We start from the raw sequence: 17730 nt of genomic DNA, 5'->3' as shown, positions 1-17730 counted from the left end.
ATGACACGGCGGTTAGGATATCATGCCAGTAGTGCTTCAGTGGCAGGACTGTCGAAGCTTGTCCGCTTTGCCACGATCGCTATCGTGGTTAATCAGGAATTAAACATCATCCCGTTACGTCAGGGGAAATGATTCGGTGGCGGGTGCGCGGCGCACCCGGACCTTCGAGCGGCATTTGCACCGGGCTCACGCCGGTTGCGACAAGGAAAGCGACGAACTAAATGGCAACCAAAGTCAAAGAAAACGAAGAAGCTGACGTTGAACGCGAAGGCGCTCCGGACGGCCCGCTTCTCGATCTTTCCGATGACGCTGTCAAGAAGATGATCAAGGCCGCCAAGAAGCGCGGCTATGTGACGATGGACGAGCTGAACTCCGTCCTGCCGTCCGAAGAAGTCACCTCCGAGCAGATCGAAGATACGATGGCGATGCTCTCCGATATGGGCATCAACGTCATCGAAGACGAGGAAGCTGAGGAAGCCGCCGGCGGCAGCAGCGACGACGAGAGCAGCGACGACGACAACGACGGCGAAGGCGGCGAACTGGCCACCTCCAGCGGCGGCACGGCGCTTGCGGCAACCAAGAAGAAAGAGCCGACCGACAGGACGGACGACCCGGTGCGCATGTATCTGCGCGAAATGGGTTCGGTCGAGCTTCTGTCGCGCGAAGGCGAAATCGCGATTGCCAAGCGCATCGAGGCTGGCCGCGAGACGATGATCGCCGGTCTCTGTGAGAGCCCGTTGACGTTCCAGGCGCTGATCATCTGGCGCGACGAACTCAACGAAGGCCAGACGCTGCTGCGCGAGATCATCGATCTGGAAACCACCTATTCCGGACCAGAGGCAAAGGCTGCGCCGCAGTTCCAGAGCCCTGAAAAGATCGAGGCAGACCGCAAGGCCGCCGAGGAAAAGGAAAAGACCCGCAAGGTTCGCTCCCCCAGCGACGACGACATCACCAATGTCGGCGGCGATGTCATGCCGAGCGAGGAAGAAGAGGAAGACGAAGACGAGTCGAACCTCTCGCTCGCAGCCATGGAAGCGGAACTGCGTCCGCAGGTCATGGAAACGCTCGACATCATCGCCGAGACCTACAAGAAGCTGCGCAAGCTGCAGGACCAGCAGGTGGAAGCCCGCCTTGCTGCCACCGGCACGCTGTCGCCTGCCCAGGAGCGCCGCTACAAGGAGCTCAAGGACGAGCTGATCAAGGCGGTCAAGTCGCTGTCGCTCAACCAGAACCGCGTCGACAGCCTCGTCGAGCAGCTCTACGACATTTCCAAGCGCCTGATGCAGAACGAAGGCCGCCTGCTGCGGCTTGCCGAATCCTACGGGGTCAAGCGCGACTCGTTCCTCGAGCAGTACTCCGGTGCCGAGCTCGATCCGAACTGGATGAAGTCGATCAGCAACCTGGCCGGCAAGGGCTGGAAGGAATTCGCCAAGAGCGAAAACCAGACGATCCGCGACATCCGCCAGGAGATCCAGAACCTTGCGACCGAAACCGGCATCTCGATCGCCGAATTCCGCCGCATCGTCTCGATGGTGCAGAAGGGCGAGCGCGAAGCGCGCATCGCCAAGAAGGAAATGGTCGAAGCCAACCTGCGCCTCGTCATCTCCATCGCCAAGAAGTACACCAACCGTGGCCTGCAGTTCCTCGACCTCATTCAGGAAGGCAACATCGGCCTGATGAAGGCGGTCGACAAGTTCGAATACCGCCGCGGCTACAAGTTCTCGACCTATGCGACCTGGTGGATTCGCCAGGCGATCACCCGCTCGATCGCCGACCAGGCGCGCACGATCCGCATTCCGGTGCACATGATCGAAACGATCAACAAGATCGTTCGCACGTCGCGCCAGATGCTGCACGAAATCGGTCGTGAGCCGACGCCGGAAGAACTGGCCGAGAAGCTGGCCATGCCACTCGAAAAGGTCCGCAAGGTCCTGAAGATCGCGAAGGAGCCGATCTCGCTCGAAACCCCTGTGGGTGACGAAGAGGATTCGCATCTCGGCGATTTCATCGAGGACAAGAACGCGCTTCTGCCGATCGACGCCGCCATCCAGGCGAACCTGCGCGAAACGACGACCCGTGTCCTCGCCTCGCTGACGCCGCGCGAAGAGCGCGTCCTGCGCATGCGCTTCGGCATCGGTATGAACACCGACCACACGCTCGAAGAAGTCGGCCAGCAGTTCTCGGTTACCCGCGAACGTATCCGTCAGATCGAAGCGAAGGCGCTGCGCAAGCTCAAGCACCCGAGCCGCTCCAGGAAGCTGAGAAGCTTCCTGGACAGCTAAGCGTTCGAAGAGCAAATCATCCAGAAAGCCGGGCCCAGCGCCCGGCTTTTTTGTTTCCATGCAAGCGCTTCACCGGTTTTCTTGTGGGGGCTTGGCCGGAGGACTATACTCTCCCTTTCCGAGCAATCGGGGCACCCGGCCAAAGCGCGGGAGCAGTCGCACCGCGGGCGTGAAACGTGTCCTCATGGAGGTGTGAAATGACCACTTATGTCGTGCTCCTCAACTGGACAGAGCAGGGCGTGAAGAATGTGCGCGAGTCTCCCAAGCGGCTCGACGCGGCCAAGAAGATGCTCGCCGACATGGGCGGCTCCTTCAAACATTTCTTTCTGACCATGGGCGAGTACGACATGGTGGCGATCTGCGAGGCACCTGACGATGCGGTGGCGGCGCGTTTTGCCATGACGCTCGGTATGGGCGGCAATGTGCGCACCCGCACCCTCAAGGCATTCCCGGAAGCGGCCTACCGCGAGCTGGTTGCGTCTCTCGGGTGAGATCAGCAGCGCTGAGCAACAGCCGGCAAGCGCGCAATGCCCGTCTACGGCGGGCCGTTGCCGGAGAGAACGCGTGCGGCGCCCCGCATGGCGTTGCGAAATGCGTCATCGAAGCTGACGCCCCTGATCTGCCAGCGATACGCCTTGCTGTTTTCGATGAGGCGCCAGTCGGCGACCCAGCCACGGGCGGCGTCGGACCAGACGAGCGTGCCGGCGAGGGGGATGTCTGCGCCGACGTCGATGGCTAGCCGCTTCAACTCGGCCGGTTGCATCCGCGACAAACGCTCGAAATCCAGCCCGTTGGCGGCAAGCGTTGCCGCATCGGGAAGGCTTGCCGTAAGGGCCAGCGGAACCGTGGCGGCCGCAAGCGATTGCGCCATGTAGGGGCTCTCGCCGCCGTCGCGCGCCAGAACGAACCGACGCCTCTGGTCGTGAACGGCCAACAACACGGCGATCACCGGGCGCGGCGACAGCCATGGTTTGCGCTCGAGCTTTGCCAAAAGTCGATCGATTGTGGCGGGATCGAAACGGCAGGTGAGATCGTGCGGCCGGTCGTGCGTTCCCTGCTCGTCGTGGATCGGGATGCCTTGCAACCGGTCGCGATAGGAGAAGGTGGCGACGAACTCCGCTGCCCGCGCCTGGAGGGCGGCAAGTGCCGCGCTATCGGTGAGGGTGAAATCGCCGGAGACCTTGACGAGCACCTCGCTCAGGCATTCGCGAAAGCCGATCTGTCGGTTCTCTTCGCCGGTGCCGGTGACGATCGCATCGCTGATGTAGAGGTGCGATGGCTCGGTTGCCTGTGCTGCGCCGCAAAGCCACGCACTGACAAGCGCGACCGCGAAGACGCATGTCTTCGCCGCCTTCGTCACGCGGCAGGCTTCAGTTGGCTGAGGGCACGGGGCAACTGAGGTCGCCTTCCTCGCAGCTCAGATAGGTCTTGAAGTCCTTGACGCGGCTCTGCGTCAAGCCATCCCTGCATTGCAGAACGATCATCGGATAGACCGAGCCTCCTGCAACGCCAGCTGCGGAAAAGTCGCACTCGGCATCGCGGAAGGCGATCCATGCCTTTTGTGCCGCAACCAGCAGTCTGGTTTTGTCCTGATCGTCCTTCAGGCGCGCCTCGATCTGCTTGTAGAGGGTGTTGAGTTCGCCGTCGGAAGCCTTGAGGGCCTTGTCGGCGCATTCGTTCATCGTCGCCTGGTCGCTGGCATTGGCGCAATTGTCGGCCCATGCCGCCGGTGCAATGCCCGTCAGTCCGACAAAGGCTGCAAACATCAAGGAACGAAATCGCATGCGTTCGCTCTCCTCGTTTTGCGCATGGCGCCTTTGGCGTTCCCGCGCTCTCCCATCGCCTTCGAATGCCTGCTGGCCTCGGGAGGCCGCCCGTCTTGCCGCCATCCTTCCGCACGCGCAGAATAGGCCAAACCTGAAACGTCAGATAGCACAATCTCGGGCGCTGCGCGCGTCAACCGCGATCACTCGCATTCGATTCAAAACCGATCCTTAACGTTTACGTTTTATCAATCTCTCGGAAACGAGAGGTTCGAAGATGCGTTGCGTTTTTGTCGTCGTCCTCCTGTTGCTGGCCGGTTGCGCCACGGTGCCCAGAGACACCCGAAACGCATGCGCGGTTTTCGAGCAGCGAGATGGCCTTTTCAACAATTGGCGCCGCGCCGCCTATCAGGTGGAGCGCGAATACGGCGTGCCCGTGCCGGTGCTGATGGCGACGATCTATACGGAATCCGGCTTCCGCCATAATGCCAAGCCGCCGCGCACCAAACTCTTCGGCTTCATTCCGTGGACGCGGGTTTCGTCGGCCTATGGCTATTCGCAGGCGCTCGATGGCACCTGGGCGCGCTACCAGAGCGAAACCGGCCGCTGGACGGCACGGCGTTCCGACTTCGGCGATGCCATCCGCTTCATCGGCTGGTACCACCGCGAAAGCGCCCAGAAAAATGGCATCGCGCTCAACGACACCTATCGGCTCTACATCGCCTACTACCATGGCCATGCCGGCTACGCCCGCGGCAACTGGAGCGACACAGCCAAGAACGGCGCCAAACGCGCCACCGGAATGGCCTCGCTTTATAGCCGCCAGCTGAAAAGCTGCGGTGGCTAAAGCGCGTCGCGATCTTTCAGATTCGCTTGACGCGCTTTAAGTTCTTGTTTTTGCGCATGTCGTTATCGCAAAACCGCGGCACACTTTTGCGCGACATGCTTTAGGACAAGGCTCAGCCGGCGGCTGCCTTTTCAAGGCCTGCGACGTCGATCTTGACCATGCTCATCATCGCCTGCTGGGCACGGCCGGCGCGTGCCGGATCCGGATCGCTCAGGTGCCGCATCAGCGCATCGGGTATGATCTGCCAGGCCAGGCCGAAGCGATCCTTCAGCCAGCCGCAGCGCTGCGGCGTGCCGCCGTCGAGCAGGTGTTCCCAGTAATAATCGACCTCCGCCTGATCGGCGCAGCGCACGAAGAACGAGACGGCTTCGGAAAACTTGAAATGCGGCCCGCCGTTGAGCCCCATGAACGCCTGTCCCTCGAGCTCGAAGGCGGCAGTGAACGCCTTGCCATCAGGCCCTTTCTTGACGTCGGTGATCCGGGCATTGCGGAAGATGGCGGTGTAGAACTTTATCGCGTCTTCAAGCTGGTTGTCGAACCAGAGAAAGGGCGTGATCTTCTGCATGGCGGTTGCTCCCTTGGTGATGGTCTGTGCCAAGGACGAACGGGAAGGGGACTTGCCGACAGGCGGTCATAATTATTTCGCAAGGCCGTGCGCGGCCGCCGACGACAGCCCTTGAAGGGCGGCAAACACGCATCAACCGGAAAATCTGAGGCTAGTGTCGGAACTTTTCGATCCCGTTCGTCCTTTGGTGGTCGAAGCAACCGAGGAGGATATCGACATGAGCTACGTGGATGGTTTCATCGTTGCGGTGCCCAAGGCCAATATCGAGGCATACAAGGACATGGCGCGGCAAGCGGGTGACGTGTGGATGGAGCATGGTGCGCTTTCCTATGCCGAGTGCCTTGGCGACGATGTGCCCTATGGCGAGGTGACGTCCTTTCCCCGCGCCGTGCAGGCCAGGGAAGACGAGACCGTGGTTTTCTCCTGGATCACCTACAAGTCACGTGCCGACCGGGACGCGATCGTTGCCAAGGTGATGGAGGATCCGCGGCTGCAGGGCGAGGCCTGGAGAGACGTGTTCGACGGCAAGCGTATGATCTATGGCGGTTTCGAGGCCTTTCTCGAGAAATAGCTTTCGAGAACAGGCGCCGTTTGCTTGACTTGGCGGCGGGTTTTGTCGGATCCGTCGCGATGGCGGCGCGCATGCCGCCGCCGCGCGCCAAGGGAGACGGGCAGCCATGCCGCAGACCACGATCGTCATTTCCACCCGCGGTCAGGGGCTCTACGAGTTCACCGACGAGGCTGCAGAGTTTGTCGGCGCCAACAGCGGGGGCGAGGGGTTGTTGACCCTGTTCGTCCGCCACACCTCTTGCTCGCTCCTCATCCAGGAAAACGCCGATCCTGACGTGAAGCGCGACCTCAGCGAGTTTTTTGCCCGGCTGGTGCCGCCAACCTCCGATCCATCGATGCGCTGGGTGGTGCACACGCAGGAAGGGCCCGACGATATGCCGGCTCACATCAAGGCGGCGCTGACGCAGGTCTCGATCGGCATCCCCGTCAATGCCGGCCGCATGGCGCTTGGCACCTGGCAAGGCCTCTATCTGTTCGAACACCGCGACCGGCCGCACCGCCGCGAGATCGTGCTGCATCTTGGCGCCTGACGCGGCCCGATCGCCCGATCGATCGTGGCGGCGACTTGAAGGGCGTCGTCGCCCCTCCATATTCGTTGGAGGGCGGCGCATGGAACCGACATTGGCTTTCGTCGTTTCCATGGCTGCAGTCCAAAAGACATGGACGAACCCGACATCAGCATCCGAGGCAGATATGACCGACGCCCAAACCATCGCCAGCCGCTTCATCGACGCATTGAACGACCGCGATTTCGACGCATTGGCGCGGCTTGTCGACGAGGATGTGGCGCTCGATTCTCTGACCGGACAGCGCACCGTCGGCGTCGAACCGCTCAGATCCAGCATCATGACCTTCCTGCGCCATTTCGACGAAACCTATGGCGACATCGTGCTGATGCGCGACAATTTTGGCCAGCGGATCGCCGCCGACCTGACGGCGCGTGGCACTTACCGCGAGACGCTCGACGGTTTCCCCACCGCCTCCGGCCAGACCTATTCGATCCCGAGCGTCTTCGTCATCGAGATCGAGGATCAGTCGATCACGCGGGTCAGCCACTATCGCAACATGCGCGCTTTCGAAGCCGAACTTGCCGGCTGAGCCGCGTCTTCGCATCGCAACCTCCTCAGGAAGATCGCGCCGCATTTCACGCCGCCTGTCGCGCAGGGGATGGCAACGCCATGTGTCGGTCAATCCTCTAGCATATTGATATCACTCGAAAATGCTGGGTCAGCGCTTGCCGGCCACTCGCCGGGGCACCTCGCCTGGAAGTCGAACGAATCTTCGTTGCCCGCGCGCTTGCGTCAGGCGCCCGCAATCTGAACCCTGCATGAATGTGTAGTTCCGCCAGCGTTCAGTTTGGCGCCGCTATTGTCCGATCAATCGCTTGGGACGGTGATTGCAGATCGAACCCTTCAAGCCCTCGGAGAAAGACCATGAAGAACATCCTTATCAACGCCGCCGCAGCCGCCGTCATCGGTTTGACCGGCCTTGTCGGTGCCGCCTCCACCGCGTCCGCAGACACCGTCGAATTCGGCTTCGGCTCGGGCGATGGCGTTCAGGTTCAGTATCGCGATTTCGACCGTGGTTACGACGACGAGCGCGACTGGGGTCGCGATCGCCGCGGTCCGGACCGGGGCTGGGATGGCGGTGGCCGCCGCAGCCGCTGCGCCCCCTGGATGGCTGTCGACAAGGCCCGTGACCATGGCCTGCGCCGCGCCTATGTCGCCGACGTCTCGCACCGCCGCATCGTCGTCGAAGGCAGCCGCCGCGGCTACCGCCAGACGATCGCGTTCGCCAACGTTCGCGGTTGCCCGGTTATCGGTCGCTGGTAATCCCCGTCTTTCCGCCTTGTCTCCCCCGGCCGGCGGAAATGCGCCCCTCACGCCCCAGGTGTGAGGGGTTTTTCTTTGTCCGGATCATGCCAACCCGCTTGCACAGGTCCGTCGGAACCGAAACGGACCTTCCTCGTGCTTGCAAACGGACCCGGTGTTGCAATCGGTGCGATCGCCTCGCGGTGATGCGAAACGGCCGCATGAGCAAGCGACTGCCTTGCGCAGATTTCCGCGCACAAAAGGGACGCGGCTGCGCGGGCTCGGCGCTGTGCCGGGAGATCGCCGTTCGCGTTCCTGGCATCGGCGACGGAACTGGCTGCGGCATAAGCCCGACAATCCGATCTAAGGGTGAAACGATGCAGCGGGTCGAAAGGGTTACAGTGTCCTCTGCACGCCGCATCTGACGCGCGGCGCTATCAGCGAACGGTGCAAGAGCGGTTCTGCGGGCCGAAGCCCGTCGTTGCGATCATCGAGAATTCCCTGCTGCGCCTCAAGCTGCTGTTTCCGCAGGTTATCAATGGCAAATTCGTACACGACGAGCATGCATCGAGCTTCAGCCAGACACGAAAAAGCCCCGCGCGGTTTCCACTGCGCGGGGCCTTGTCCGGTGCCGGTCTCCGAGCGTCGTCCGAGGCCGGTCGCAAACCGCAAAAGCCCGCCAGCGCTGTTGGCGTGCGGGCTTCTTGCGGCAGGCGTTACTGCTTAATCGCGAAGGTGACGTTGACCGTGACGTTGTAGCTGTTTTCGCCGGTTGCCATCGGCACGGAGTCGGCTGCAAATTCCTTGGCCATGCCGGCGCGCATCATCGGCACCGGCTCCGGTCGGAAACCCTGCTCGGTGATGTTGACGACGTTGCCGAGCGAAACGCCGGCAGCTTCCGCCAGGACCTTGGCCTTCTCGATGGCATCGGCGACAGCAGCCTTGCGCGCTTCGGTGATCACGCCTTCCGGCTTGTCATTGGTGAACTGGATGCCACCGCCCTGGTTGACGCCGAGCGTGACCGACTTGTCGATTATCTCGCCGAGCTTGTTAAGGTCGCGCACGCGCACGCTGACGCCGTTGGCCACCTGGTAGCCGATCAGCTCCGGCGGGCGGTTGCCGCCGTCATTGTTGGTCGGGAAGTTGAACTGCGGGTTGATCGAGAAGCCGCTCGTCTGCAGGTCGCGGTCGGCAATGCCGCTTGCCTTGAGGGCGGTCAAAACCTCGGCCATCGTCTTGTTGTTGGCGTCGAGCGCCTCACGGGCGGTCTTGGCGTCCTTGACGACGCTCAGCTGCAGGATCGCCATGTCGGGCGCGATCGACGAGCGGCCTTCGCCGGCAACCGTGATGATCGCTTCGCGGTCCCTGGCGGCATCCTGCGCGTGCGCGCCGGCAGCGGCAATACCCGCAAAGGCGGCGGCCAAGGCAGCGATGGAAAGCGTGCGGGCAGTGCGTGTGGAAGTCATGGGTCGTGTCTCTCCGGTTGTTTCTGTCCCTGCTCACTTCATGCTTATCGATTGTGTGGGCATTGCGGCAATGGCTTGTCGTCAAAAAGGTTTTCGGCTAGAGCCATTGCCGATCACGAACTGCCATTGGTTCGCTGAGTCCCGGACCAAATCCGGCGTGGGCCTGTAGCTCAATGGTTAGAGCCGGCGGCTCATAACCGCTTGGTTGGGGGTTCGAGTCCCTCCGGGCCCACCAATAAAATCAAAGGCTTAGAAGAGTTTTTGCTGTAATTTCCAAGCCTTCGCAATTTCGGGGCAACATTTCGGGCAACGCGTGAGCTTATGTTAACTGCCGGCGCCCCTGTTCAATCGTCTCCATTGCCTCGTTCAGTTCCTTGCGAATCTGCGAGACTCCGTACTGGATCGAATTGATTCCTTCGTCATTTCCCATGCTGTCGAGTGCGTTCGAGACCAATTCAAGCGCCGATCGCGCCAGGCCAAGCTGATCGACGCCGGCCAAGAGGAGGGAGTGAAGGCCATCAACTCGAGCTCCGATTTTGGGTATGAGTTTATCGTTGTCTTCGCGGCCCATGGTGATGTGATGCCGCATAGGCTTTGAAGCCGCGTGGATCAGCACGAATTGCTGACGCGGAACACGGTCGAGCAATGTCGATATCTCGCGCGCCAGCTCCCAAATGCGGTTTTCGGCGAAGGTTTCGCTAGGCACGCCTTCGGCGGCGGCCGAAACGGATGTGTTCGGCATCTGCTTTTCTCCCATTGAGTTTCGATGTGCATAGTTATTGCCAAAATTAACCATTCGTCAATATCTATTGCCATAGTTATTGCACAAATAACTTTCTACCCGTAGTCTCGGGCCAAATGTTTAGGAGAACGATCGATGGGCCGACCTCCAGTCCCCTTACACCTCAAGCGCGACAAGCGCTTGGTGGTTATGCTTACTGTTGAAGAAGACAGGGTACTGATTGAAGCTGCGACGAGGGCCGGGGCGCCTTCCGTCAGCGATTGGGTTCGCGATACGTTGCTCTCAGCCGCTAGAGGAGGGGCGAAATGAACGCTTGGGCCACAACGATGATCAGTGGTTTGGTTTTTGTCGTCGCGTATTTGCAGTGGCGGACAGCCCACCAAAAGGTTGTTCTTGATCTCTTCGACAGGCGCCTTGCTATCTATGAGAAGCTCCGCCAATCCATGCGCATCATCAACCAGACGGGGAAGGTCTCCGACGAGGCCGATCGGCTGCTGCTGGAGGCTGAGAGCGAAGCGGCCTTTCTATTCGGCCCGGACATTCAGGAATACTTCAGGGATCTTTGGATGCTGTACGTACAGTCGCGATTGATTACCCGGGATAATGGTTACCTGAGCCAAGACGCAGTCGAGCAGAGTCGAAAGCTAATGAAAACTGTCGGCGAATTCTATAATTCCGGGCATTATCGTTTTGGGCGGTACATGCGCATGGACCAGATGCTCGTGCCCACCCCTCTCGAGTGGCTGGTCGAGCGCAATCGTCAGCGCCTTAGCTACGCCGACGAACATCAGCGGTAGCTTGACTTTCTCCGACGGATGCAACAACTCTCAATTTCAATTGGGGGTTGGGGGCCGCATGAGAAAGTTGAATGCTGTCACCGTGCTGTTCCGCGGGGCGGTCGCCGGTGTGGCGCTCGGATGCATGAGCGAGCCCGCTCGTTCATTTGACTTCGAATGTCAGGAGTTCAGAACCCTTCCGATTTCTGATGAAATCAAGCGGCCCAAACCTCCGTATTGTGCAACAAGTGCGATTTCCCTGTTCGACCAATACCAGTTTCAATCCTGCCGTTCGGAGATGCAGGATTATCAGGCGAAGATCGAACGCTATGGAAAGTGCTTGGAGCGCGAGTATTCGGAAGCGATCTCGGAATTGAATGGGGCTATCGAGAGCTTCAACCGGCTCGCGTCCCAATAACGTTAGCAAACCCCCAGCGTGCCTGACAAAGAACGAGCCCAGAAATGACCGATAAACCAAAGCTCCCCTCAGATCTCGCAAAACAGCTTTCAAGCATGCAGGATCAGGTTCGAAAAGCCACGGAGGGCGTCGACTTTGCAGGAATGTCCAGGCGCTTAGCAGATGCGACTTCGGGGCTCAATAATTTGGGAGACTTGTCTCAAAGGTTCAATGAGCAAAACCGGCGGCTGGCTGAAATGAGAGATGTGATGCCGGCTCTACAAGCGCCCCGTCTGTCGAATATGCCGCGCAATCCAGCATTCGAAACAAACGAACGCCTCGGCCGGATCGAGGAGCAGTTCGAAGAAATGCAAACAGTGCTGATTGAGGCGGCTCAGATTGCAACAACGATCCAGGCACATGCCGCAGATTTTCTTGTGTCTTTTGAAAAGGCGTCCATCCAAACCGATCGCTCGGCGTCACGTGCTATTTTGATCGGTGTAATCGCCATCGCTATTGCGATCGCGACACCTTTTCTCCAGGCGGGAGTGGATCGATTTGTCTTTCCTGATAATTCTGCAGCAGAGCTGAAGGCGGCAGTATCGGATGTTGGAACGGCACAGGCCACGTCTACTCGAACGCTGGCCGAGCGAGTAGACTCGAGCAGCGCGGCTGAGGCTGCAATCCTGCGCGATATTAGTCGCTTATTGGAAAAGCAGGCGTTGACGGAGAGCTCACAAGCCGAAGCGCTACAGGGCATAGCCAAGACACTGCGGAACGCGCCAGGGAAGTGAGGGCGCGTCGATCAATCCCAATTTTCGTTGCCATCGAGACCTGGCGGAGCTTTGATCCGGTTGCCATCTGGCGGTGTTGATGAACCGTTGATCCCATATCGACGATCGCACCAGCTTTTCACGGCCGGCCAATATCGGCGGTTGGCGAATAGTGGATCCGGCATGGGGAAGCCGGACTTCGACGCCGCCAACAGTGCCATTTTGAACTGATCAAGGGAAAGGCCCAGGCGTTCTGCGCACTGGGCCTCGGTGACGAATAGCGCATCTGATTTGGCCATGTGGAACCCTCCGTTTTGACGGCGAGTATCAGGTCAAGCCGCAGCGGCTGCGTCAACCTTCTTCCCGTTTCGTCGCACGTACGGCCGCCGCGGCAGATCGACAAGAACAACCCCAACCCGTAATCCACCGAGCCATAGCGGGAAGATCTCGGTGCCCATGCCCCGGCCGTAAGGCTTCCGCCAGTTCTCGAGCTTGTTGGCGTAACCATCGTGCATCCCGGAGCGCATATCCACTTCGAGGCATGAGATGCCGAGCTCGTTTCGACGCGCAGTCATCGCTTCCACGAAATCGGCATAACTACTGATGATCCCAGAAACCACGGGGCAGCCTGCAACAGTTTCGGGCTCATGGTGCTGGGACTTGCCCCGCGCTTCCTCCCAAGCCTCGATTGCGCTCTCCGGGAAGTAGTATCGTTTCTTGATCCGGACGGGCTTCGGGAATCCCATCTCAGGGTCGTTCATCCATCGGTACAGTGTCGGCTTCGATATGCCGAAGCGCGCCCTGACCTGTGCGCTATCCAGGTGACGTTCCGCCGGCTTCATGACCGAGCTCCCTAAGCGGCCGCGGCCGCGCGCAGCTCGTCGATGCGCATTCGCAAGCGGTATGTGCAGGACCCAAGTAGCGCCGTGATGTTGCGACCTTCTTCCTCTGTCCATGAGGACAGCCATTTATCAGAATCCACGCGAGGAGAACGGTAGGGATCCAATGGCAAAAATTCCCTATCCAGCGTCTCGGCCATGCGGGCAAACAGGCGCCGATCGCAATTGTCGCGGCCGAAGAGTGGTTCATTCTGCTGGCCCGTCATCGATCGCACGAATTCACCGGCCTCCGGAAGCAGCGTGTGAATGGCGGTGAAAGCGGCTCTCATCTCTGTGGTGGCCGCTTCCAGCTTGGCAACCTGCTCGATGTACAAGCCAGTGACCTGTTCGACAGCCGCCAACTGGCTCTCAATGTATTGCGCTTGGGCGAGCGCCTGGTCTCGTGCGTCGTCAGCATCTACGAGTTGCTGCACGATTGGGATTGCCTCGTTGATCTCTTCGAGTTCGGTGTTCACCGCATTGATGCGATCAGCATTCTCGAATTTGCCGCCGCTGATCCTCGCTTCGGCGCGCTCCTTCTTCAGCGCATTGAGCTCCACTTCAAGTGCCGCAATTTGCGTCTTGAGGTGATCGAGCTTTTCACGATTTGTCTGAGCCATTGCTTTCGTCTCCAATTGGTCTCACCGGATGGTTTCAAAGAGTAACAATTGGAGTTGCAACAGCACAAAGCACACATTCCGTGTACGTAAGCCGGGCGGTTTTCTGTAACAAATTCAGCCTTAAAAGCCGCCGCGGCGCCGGGATTTTCTTTTCGGCTTCTGCCGTGGAGGCTTGCGCTCTCCGCTGCCGCCGAACATGTCGCGACCCGGCTGTTTGTGAGGGATGATAAGAAGCATCGGCCGATCTGGCCTCGTGGCATCGACCCACCGATGACCATTGTACCGCATCCCATCGATCTCGGGGTATTCGGTGACGCAAAGGGTGGTGTCGTCCGGATGTTGCGGGATGCCACTCATGTGCAGCCATTCTAAATAGTGTTCACCACGCGCTGGCGCGGCAGGGGATGCGGTAGACGGTGCCAGCGTCGTCTTTGAACTGAAGGATGCGGTCGGCAGTGAAGTTTCCTGGCGTGGTGGCTGCAGCCGTTGCGTATCCAAGACGAAGGACCCCAGAGCCTTGGGGCTTCAGCCAGGCGTCGAGGTTGGCGGTTGAGCCTTCGAACACCAACTGAGGGGCAAAGAGGCTGCTTTGCACCATTCGGACGTGATTGCCGAGGCTAGAGAAGCCGGCCTCGTGATTGCCGAAGATCCGCAGATCAGACCCACTGACCACGAAAAGCGTTGCAGTCGCGGTTGCGCCGGTTCCGTCGCCGCTAATGGTCACTGTGGGAACCGAGGTGTAACCGAAGCCATAGCTGGTGATCGTGATGCCCGTGACCACCCCACCGACGACGGTAGCCGTGGCCGTCGCAATGCCCGAGCCGCTGGCGCCCCCCCCCGTGATCGCCACCGTAGCCGAGGTGTATCCAGATCCACCGTTGGTGATTGTGATCGTGTCGATGCTGTTGACATCGAGGCGATGAGCCGACGAGCCGCCGTTGCCGATCATGACGTTGCCGGTCACGACCACGTTGCGCAGATTGCGCCTGTACCAGAACCCGAAATTCGTGCAGCCGATGAGTGTGTTGCCCGTTGCTGTCAGCATGTCGAGCAGCGGGGTCTGGCCGAGGCCCGCGATCTGGATGCCAGCGTAGGCATTCTTCACGATGTTGCCGGTGACACATGCGCCGATTACATCCCGCATGACGATGCCGACGTTCGAGCTGGTCGGCGTGCCATTGAAAACAACGGTATTGCCTTCCACTACGACCATCGCCGAGGTGCGCGGCAAGACATTCTCTTTACGCGCGATCACCAGGCCGGCGTTGACCGGTGAAAGGATGATGTTGCCGATTACCACCAGGTTGTCGCTGCCGAGGTGTATGCCGTTGTTGACGGAACCCTTGCAGGTGTTGTTCGCGAATATCCCCGAGACGCCGCCGTCGAGAGAATAGAACGTGATGTTGTCCGAGATCCCGTCGCCGATATCGCCCGCGCCATAATTGTTGTTGTCGAGATCGTTACCGACGACGGCGATCCGCTCCGGCGGCACATAGCCTTGGATGTGCGCCTGGCGAACGTCCTTGATCCGGTTTTCGGAAATCAGTGACAAGCCGGTACAGGATAGCGTCGATCCGACAAGGATGCCTGCACCGCGCCACATCCGTTCGATCTGGTTGCCCTTGGCGGTCGGGTCCGCACAGCCCTCGAACAGTATCCCGTGACGCGTGAAATCGGTGATGACGCAGTTGAGAACGCGAGGCTTGGTCGATCCGGTAAATATAAGACCGGCAGATCCGGACGATGCGCTGGTCTGCGTTGCCGCATTACCCTTCAGCGTCAGCCCATCGACGAGAACATTGCTCCCTGAGCTGATGAACATCGGGTTCAGCGTCGTGTCATTGAGCCGGATCTCAGCGACAGAGCCCCGAAGAACAATCCCAGACGGCAAATTGATGTTGCCATCGGCGGCGTCGTAAAAGCCACCAGCGGGCAACACGTCGAAGCGCAGCGGGCGCTTGTTGGCGGCAGCTTCGGCGATTGCCGCGACGATCGCGGCCTTGTTAGTGCCATGCTCGGAAACGTAGACTTCCGGCTTCTCATAGACCTTGTTGAAAGGCACTTCTTCGACCGGGTCGCTGGCCCGGCCGGCCGCTCCCTTGGCGTACAGACGTAGACCTGACAGAGGCACGAACGAGAACTGGATCTTCGTGCCCGCCTCGACGATGCGGTAGGGGATGTTCGGCCAGTCAGCTGGCGGAAGAGATGGCTGCGGCGCTCCGCCGACGTGCACATTCAGGAAGAACTGCCCGTCGACCACGGAGACAGGCTTGGGACCGTTCTCATCGGCGAGCAGATAGGTGTCATTCACGCCGTCGGCGATGACATCGAGGAACACCGTCCACGCCTTGTCGTACCCTGCGACTTCCTGCGCTGCTGCCTCAGCCCGAGCGGCGTTCTCGCCTGCGTTGGCCAGGTCGTTGGCGTCGAAGACCTCGCCCGAAACGCCATAGTTGGCTTTATGGGATCGGTCGGCTTCGCGCTTCAGTTCTTGAACTTCCGCTTCGAGGGTGTTCAGCGCTAGGTTTTGATCGGGGATCGGGAGAGGAGCCCCAGGTTTGAACAACGACGACCTGCGCGGCGCGCGGGTGCCGATGACCTGAACCTTGCCGGTTACGCCGGTGCTGAAGACTGCCTTCGCGTCGGTAGACGTGCCCTGGATATAAGTCGCCGACACCGTAAAATCTTCGCGCGGCTGATCGTCTACGTAGACCGACAGATCGGCATTGTCGAAGATCGGAAACGCCGCCGGAAATTCCGTCGTCGGGACCACAGGGCTGTAGTTCGAGATACGATCATCAGGCGAGGTGATAGACATGGGCGCGAGGATGCCCGCACCCGAAAACCCCCGCAAAGCACAGGGTTAAAAGCCGCTGCACCACTCTTAAGACGAGTGTAATCCTTGGTGAGCTATCTAGGGCCGTCGGAGCGGGAGGTGGTCTTGGACAACCAGTTGTACGAGCTTGTGCGTCAGCCATTCAGAGAGTCACTGAATATGGTGAAAATCGGAGGGCGAGGACATTCGGAAGCATTAACCTCAGCAGCCTTTGATCGGTTGATCGACTTTGGCCGTAGTTTGGTAGCCAACGCTCATCCGACAGTCGGACTAGTCTCTCTTTTCAGCGAGCTCCAGACCAAGCTCCATCGCGAGAGACCGGAGCAGAAACTTCACAAAAGATCCATTATTTTGTTCACCGATCCCGTTGAGGATCGCATCGCTGAAATATCCCAAGGGTTCTTGGCAAGATCGGAAGCCGATGGTTTGATCGTCGGCATCGCGATTTTTTGCGCAATCTGTGTGGAGACATCCATACAACCGTCTTACGGCTTGGAATTTGAAACCTCCAATCTTTCGTCCACCATCATTATAGAGTGCGCCAGCTATGCGGCTTGGAAAGCAATCGAAGAGTCGGACCCGCGATTGCCGTTCAGTATGGATACTGCTGTCGTCGAGATGAACCACCGGGTCCAGGACTTGGTGACCACCGCACAACAACAACTGCAGACTGCACTCGAAAAAAGCACCGCTTTACAGCAGCAGGACGCCGCGCTCAGACAAAAGCTCGAGGGTGACCTTACGCTTTGGCATGCTGCGGTCCAAAAGCTTGAAAGCGACGCAACCGCAGTTCGCCAGGTGACAGAAGAGACATTCAAACGGGTGTCAGCGAACGAGACTCGCATCGCTCTCACCGATGAAAACGTCCGTTTACAGGCTGACGCCATCCGCCAAGAGTTGGGCATTTACACCACCAAGAAACTCTGGAGGAATCGAGCGTTTTTTAGCGCCATTGCCTTTTGGTTGTCAGCGCTGGCAATCGCGACGCTTCTGGTTGGACCAATCTGGTACGCATTCAGCCACCTCCAGTCCTTAATCCAAACTCTTCGCGAAATCGGCGACGCGGCGACCGCGGGATTGGATGTTGCTAGCGGCAGTCCTGCTCAATTGACGGCAAACGCAGTTGCAAGACTTGCTGTTATAACAATTCCGGTCGCTATTTATCTTTGGGGCGTAAAACTCGTTGTTCGTTATAACTCTCGCTCCATGATGCTGATGGACGATGCACGTCAGCGCCAAACGATGATGGACGTGTACACCTTTCTCATTGAGCAGGATAAGGCTTCTCCGGAGGAGCGGGGTTTGGTTCTAAATGCACTGTTTAGGCCGGCACCGGGACATGGTGCCGAAAATGTGGAGCCTCCAAACTTTACAGAGATCCTTGGAAAGGCGACGGGCAAGTAG

General features: G+C 59.5%; 20 protein-coding genes and 1 tRNA gene. 12 read left to right on the top strand and 9 right to left on the bottom strand.

Annotation, left to right across the window (positions count from 1 at the left end; translation table 11 throughout):
• Nucleotides 1-221: 221 nt before the first annotated feature.
• Nucleotides 222-2282 (top strand): RNA polymerase sigma factor RpoD, encoded by a 2061-nt coding sequence (rpoD, locus tag LPJGGPFB_RS15780; RefSeq protein WP_173420764.1) that lies wholly within the window; start codon nucleotides 222-224, stop codon nucleotides 2280-2282.
• Nucleotides 2283-2479: 197 nt separating this feature from the next.
• Complete coding sequence (locus LPJGGPFB_RS15775; RefSeq protein ID WP_025427881.1) at nucleotides 2480-2773, top strand: GYD domain-containing protein; 294 nt, start codon at nucleotides 2480-2482, stop codon at nucleotides 2771-2773.
• A 44-nt stretch (nucleotides 2774-2817) separates the two neighbouring features.
• Here LPJGGPFB_RS15775 and LPJGGPFB_RS15770 read toward each other — a convergent pair whose 3' ends face one another.
• Together LPJGGPFB_RS15770 and LPJGGPFB_RS15765 are read right to left on the bottom strand one after the other, a co-directional pair.
• Complete coding sequence (locus LPJGGPFB_RS15770) at nucleotides 2818-3642, bottom strand: DUF2066 domain-containing protein (protein WP_173420763.1); 825 nt, start codon at nucleotides 3640-3642, stop codon at nucleotides 2818-2820.
• A gap of 10 nt (nucleotides 3643-3652) precedes the next feature.
• Complete coding sequence (locus LPJGGPFB_RS15765) at nucleotides 3653-4066, bottom strand: lysozyme inhibitor LprI family protein (protein ID WP_234902823.1); 414 nt, start codon at nucleotides 4064-4066, stop codon at nucleotides 3653-3655.
• A 256-nt stretch (nucleotides 4067-4322) separates the two neighbouring features.
• On the opposite strand from LPJGGPFB_RS15765, the gene LPJGGPFB_RS15760 reads away from it, so the two are divergent.
• The gene (locus tag LPJGGPFB_RS15760; RefSeq protein WP_173420762.1) at nucleotides 4323-4892 is read left to right on the top strand and encodes a transglycosylase SLT domain-containing protein; all 570 of its coding nucleotides are present in this window, start codon (nucleotides 4323-4325) and stop codon (nucleotides 4890-4892) included.
• 112 nt (nucleotides 4893-5004) lie between these two features.
• Here LPJGGPFB_RS15760 and LPJGGPFB_RS15755 read toward each other — a convergent pair whose 3' ends face one another.
• On the bottom strand, nucleotides 5005-5457 hold the full coding sequence (locus tag LPJGGPFB_RS15755; protein ID WP_173420761.1) for a VOC family protein: 453 nt from the start codon (nucleotides 5455-5457) through the stop codon (nucleotides 5005-5007).
• 217 nt (nucleotides 5458-5674) lie between these two features.
• Between LPJGGPFB_RS15755 and LPJGGPFB_RS15750 the strand changes: the two genes are divergently transcribed.
• From LPJGGPFB_RS15750 to LPJGGPFB_RS15735, 4 genes are all read left to right on the top strand, one after another.
• Nucleotides 5675-6028: a DUF1428 domain-containing protein gene (locus tag LPJGGPFB_RS15750; RefSeq protein WP_173421062.1), complete on the top strand. Its 354-nt coding sequence runs from the start codon at nucleotides 5675-5677 to the stop codon at nucleotides 6026-6028.
• Between the two features lie 106 nt (nucleotides 6029-6134).
• Complete coding sequence (locus LPJGGPFB_RS15745) at nucleotides 6135-6557, top strand: secondary thiamine-phosphate synthase enzyme YjbQ (protein WP_173420760.1); 423 nt, start codon at nucleotides 6135-6137, stop codon at nucleotides 6555-6557.
• Between the two features lie 163 nt (nucleotides 6558-6720).
• On the top strand, nucleotides 6721-7125 hold the full coding sequence (locus tag LPJGGPFB_RS15740; protein WP_173420759.1) for a ketosteroid isomerase-related protein: 405 nt from the start codon (nucleotides 6721-6723) through the stop codon (nucleotides 7123-7125).
• A 335-nt stretch (nucleotides 7126-7460) separates the two neighbouring features.
• A complete protein-coding gene (locus tag LPJGGPFB_RS15735) occupies nucleotides 7461-7859 on the top strand; it encodes a hypothetical protein (protein ID WP_173420758.1) in 399 nt (132 codons plus the stop codon).
• Between the two features lie 695 nt (nucleotides 7860-8554).
• Here LPJGGPFB_RS15735 and LPJGGPFB_RS15730 read toward each other — a convergent pair.
• Nucleotides 8555-9304 carry an SIMPL domain-containing protein gene (locus tag LPJGGPFB_RS15730; RefSeq protein WP_173420757.1) on the bottom strand — a complete coding sequence of 250 codons (750 nt, stop codon included), beginning with the start codon at nucleotides 9302-9304 and terminating at the stop codon, nucleotides 8555-8557.
• 159 nt (nucleotides 9305-9463) lie between these two features.
• Here LPJGGPFB_RS15730 and LPJGGPFB_RS15725 point away from each other — a divergent pair.
• Nucleotides 9464-9539: transfer RNA gene (locus tag LPJGGPFB_RS15725), tRNA-Ile, on the top strand.
• An 84-nt stretch (nucleotides 9540-9623) separates the two neighbouring features.
• On the opposite strand, the gene LPJGGPFB_RS15720 is transcribed toward LPJGGPFB_RS15725, so the two are convergent.
• Complete coding sequence (locus LPJGGPFB_RS15720; protein WP_173420756.1) at nucleotides 9624-10046, bottom strand: hypothetical protein; 423 nt, start codon at nucleotides 10044-10046, stop codon at nucleotides 9624-9626.
• 305 nt (nucleotides 10047-10351) lie between these two features.
• Here LPJGGPFB_RS15720 and LPJGGPFB_RS15715 point away from each other — a divergent pair, with 305 nt between their 5' ends.
• Genes LPJGGPFB_RS15715 through LPJGGPFB_RS15705 form a run of 3 tightly spaced genes read left to right on the top strand, consistent with a single transcriptional unit; the run spans nucleotide 10352 to nucleotide 12013 of the window.
• Nucleotides 10352-10843, top strand: coding sequence for a hypothetical protein (locus LPJGGPFB_RS15715; protein WP_173420755.1), 492 nt, complete (start codon nucleotides 10352-10354; stop codon nucleotides 10841-10843).
• A gap of 58 nt (nucleotides 10844-10901) precedes the next feature.
• Complete coding sequence (locus LPJGGPFB_RS15710; RefSeq protein ID WP_173420754.1) at nucleotides 10902-11240, top strand: hypothetical protein; 339 nt, start codon at nucleotides 10902-10904, stop codon at nucleotides 11238-11240.
• 44 nt (nucleotides 11241-11284) lie between these two features.
• A complete protein-coding gene (locus LPJGGPFB_RS15705) occupies nucleotides 11285-12013 on the top strand; it encodes a hypothetical protein (protein WP_173420753.1) in 729 nt (242 codons plus the stop codon).
• Nucleotides 12014-12024: 11 nt separating this feature from the next.
• On the opposite strand, the gene LPJGGPFB_RS15700 is transcribed toward LPJGGPFB_RS15705, so the two are convergent.
• From LPJGGPFB_RS15700 to LPJGGPFB_RS15685, 4 genes are all read right to left on the bottom strand, one after another.
• Nucleotides 12025-12291: a winged helix-turn-helix domain-containing protein gene (locus tag LPJGGPFB_RS15700; RefSeq protein ID WP_234902822.1), complete on the bottom strand. Its 267-nt coding sequence runs from the start codon at nucleotides 12289-12291 to the stop codon at nucleotides 12025-12027.
• A 33-nt stretch (nucleotides 12292-12324) separates the two neighbouring features.
• Nucleotides 12325-12834 carry a helix-turn-helix transcriptional regulator gene (locus LPJGGPFB_RS15695; protein ID WP_173420752.1) on the bottom strand — a complete coding sequence of 170 codons (510 nt, stop codon included), beginning with the start codon at nucleotides 12832-12834 and terminating at the stop codon, nucleotides 12325-12327.
• 11 nt (nucleotides 12835-12845) lie between these two features.
• Nucleotides 12846-13490, bottom strand: coding sequence for a hypothetical protein (locus tag LPJGGPFB_RS15690; RefSeq protein WP_173420751.1), 645 nt, complete (start codon nucleotides 13488-13490; stop codon nucleotides 12846-12848).
• A 379-nt stretch (nucleotides 13491-13869) separates the two neighbouring features.
• Nucleotides 13870-16308: a right-handed parallel beta-helix repeat-containing protein gene (locus LPJGGPFB_RS15685; RefSeq protein ID WP_173420750.1), complete on the bottom strand. Its 2439-nt coding sequence runs from the start codon at nucleotides 16306-16308 to the stop codon at nucleotides 13870-13872.
• Nucleotides 16309-16431: 123 nt separating this feature from the next.
• Here LPJGGPFB_RS15685 and LPJGGPFB_RS15680 point away from each other — a divergent pair, with 123 nt between their 5' ends.
• Nucleotides 16432-17730 (top strand): hypothetical protein, encoded by a 1299-nt coding sequence (locus LPJGGPFB_RS15680; RefSeq protein ID WP_173420749.1) that lies wholly within the window; start codon nucleotides 16432-16434, stop codon nucleotides 17728-17730.

Origin of the sequence: Ensifer adhaerens, assembly GCF_013283195.1 — a bacterium.
In the GTDB taxonomy this organism is placed as follows: domain Bacteria; phylum Pseudomonadota; class Alphaproteobacteria; order Rhizobiales; family Rhizobiaceae; genus Ensifer; species Ensifer adhaerens_G.
This window is presented reverse-complemented; position numbering and strand designations above follow the sequence as displayed.

Coding starts and splice junctions, on each gene's coding strand:
- LPJGGPFB_RS15710 (WP_173420754.1), top strand. CDS start 10,902: ATGAGAAAGTTGAATGCTGTCACCGTGCTGTTCCGCGGGGCGGTCGCC.
- LPJGGPFB_RS15735 (WP_173420758.1), top strand. CDS start 7,461: ATGAAGAACATCCTTATCAACGCCGCCGCAGCCGCCGTCATCGGTTTG.
- LPJGGPFB_RS15695 (WP_173420752.1), bottom strand. CDS start 12,834: ATGAAGCCGGCGGAACGTCACCTGGATAGCGCACAGGTCAGGGCGCGC.
- LPJGGPFB_RS15765 (WP_234902823.1), bottom strand. CDS start 4,066: ATGCGATTTCGTTCCTTGATGTTTGCAGCCTTTGTCGGACTGACGGGC.
- LPJGGPFB_RS15715 (WP_173420755.1), top strand. CDS start 10,352: ATGAACGCTTGGGCCACAACGATGATCAGTGGTTTGGTTTTTGTCGTC.
- LPJGGPFB_RS15750 (WP_173421062.1), top strand. CDS start 5,675: ATGAGCTACGTGGATGGTTTCATCGTTGCGGTGCCCAAGGCCAATATC.
- LPJGGPFB_RS15705 (WP_173420753.1), top strand. CDS start 11,285: ATGACCGATAAACCAAAGCTCCCCTCAGATCTCGCAAAACAGCTTTCA.
- rpoD (WP_173420764.1), top strand. CDS start 222: ATGGCAACCAAAGTCAAAGAAAACGAAGAAGCTGACGTTGAACGCGAA.
- LPJGGPFB_RS15740 (WP_173420759.1), top strand. CDS start 6,721: ATGACCGACGCCCAAACCATCGCCAGCCGCTTCATCGACGCATTGAAC.
- LPJGGPFB_RS15720 (WP_173420756.1), bottom strand. CDS start 10,046: ATGCCGAACACATCCGTTTCGGCCGCCGCCGAAGGCGTGCCTAGCGAA.
- LPJGGPFB_RS15745 (WP_173420760.1), top strand. CDS start 6,135: ATGCCGCAGACCACGATCGTCATTTCCACCCGCGGTCAGGGGCTCTAC.
- LPJGGPFB_RS15755 (WP_173420761.1), bottom strand. CDS start 5,457: ATGCAGAAGATCACGCCCTTTCTCTGGTTCGACAACCAGCTTGAAGAC.
- LPJGGPFB_RS15690 (WP_173420751.1), bottom strand. CDS start 13,490: ATGGCTCAGACAAATCGTGAAAAGCTCGATCACCTCAAGACGCAAATT.
- LPJGGPFB_RS15775 (WP_025427881.1), top strand. CDS start 2,480: ATGACCACTTATGTCGTGCTCCTCAACTGGACAGAGCAGGGCGTGAAG.
- LPJGGPFB_RS15760 (WP_173420762.1), top strand. CDS start 4,323: ATGCGTTGCGTTTTTGTCGTCGTCCTCCTGTTGCTGGCCGGTTGCGCC.
- LPJGGPFB_RS15685 (WP_173420750.1), bottom strand. CDS start 16,308: ATGTCTATCACCTCGCCTGATGATCGTATCTCGAACTACAGCCCTGTG.
- LPJGGPFB_RS15700 (WP_234902822.1), bottom strand. CDS start 12,291: ATGGCCAAATCAGATGCGCTATTCGTCACCGAGGCCCAGTGCGCAGAA.
- LPJGGPFB_RS15730 (WP_173420757.1), bottom strand. CDS start 9,304: ATGACTTCCACACGCACTGCCCGCACGCTTTCCATCGCTGCCTTGGCC.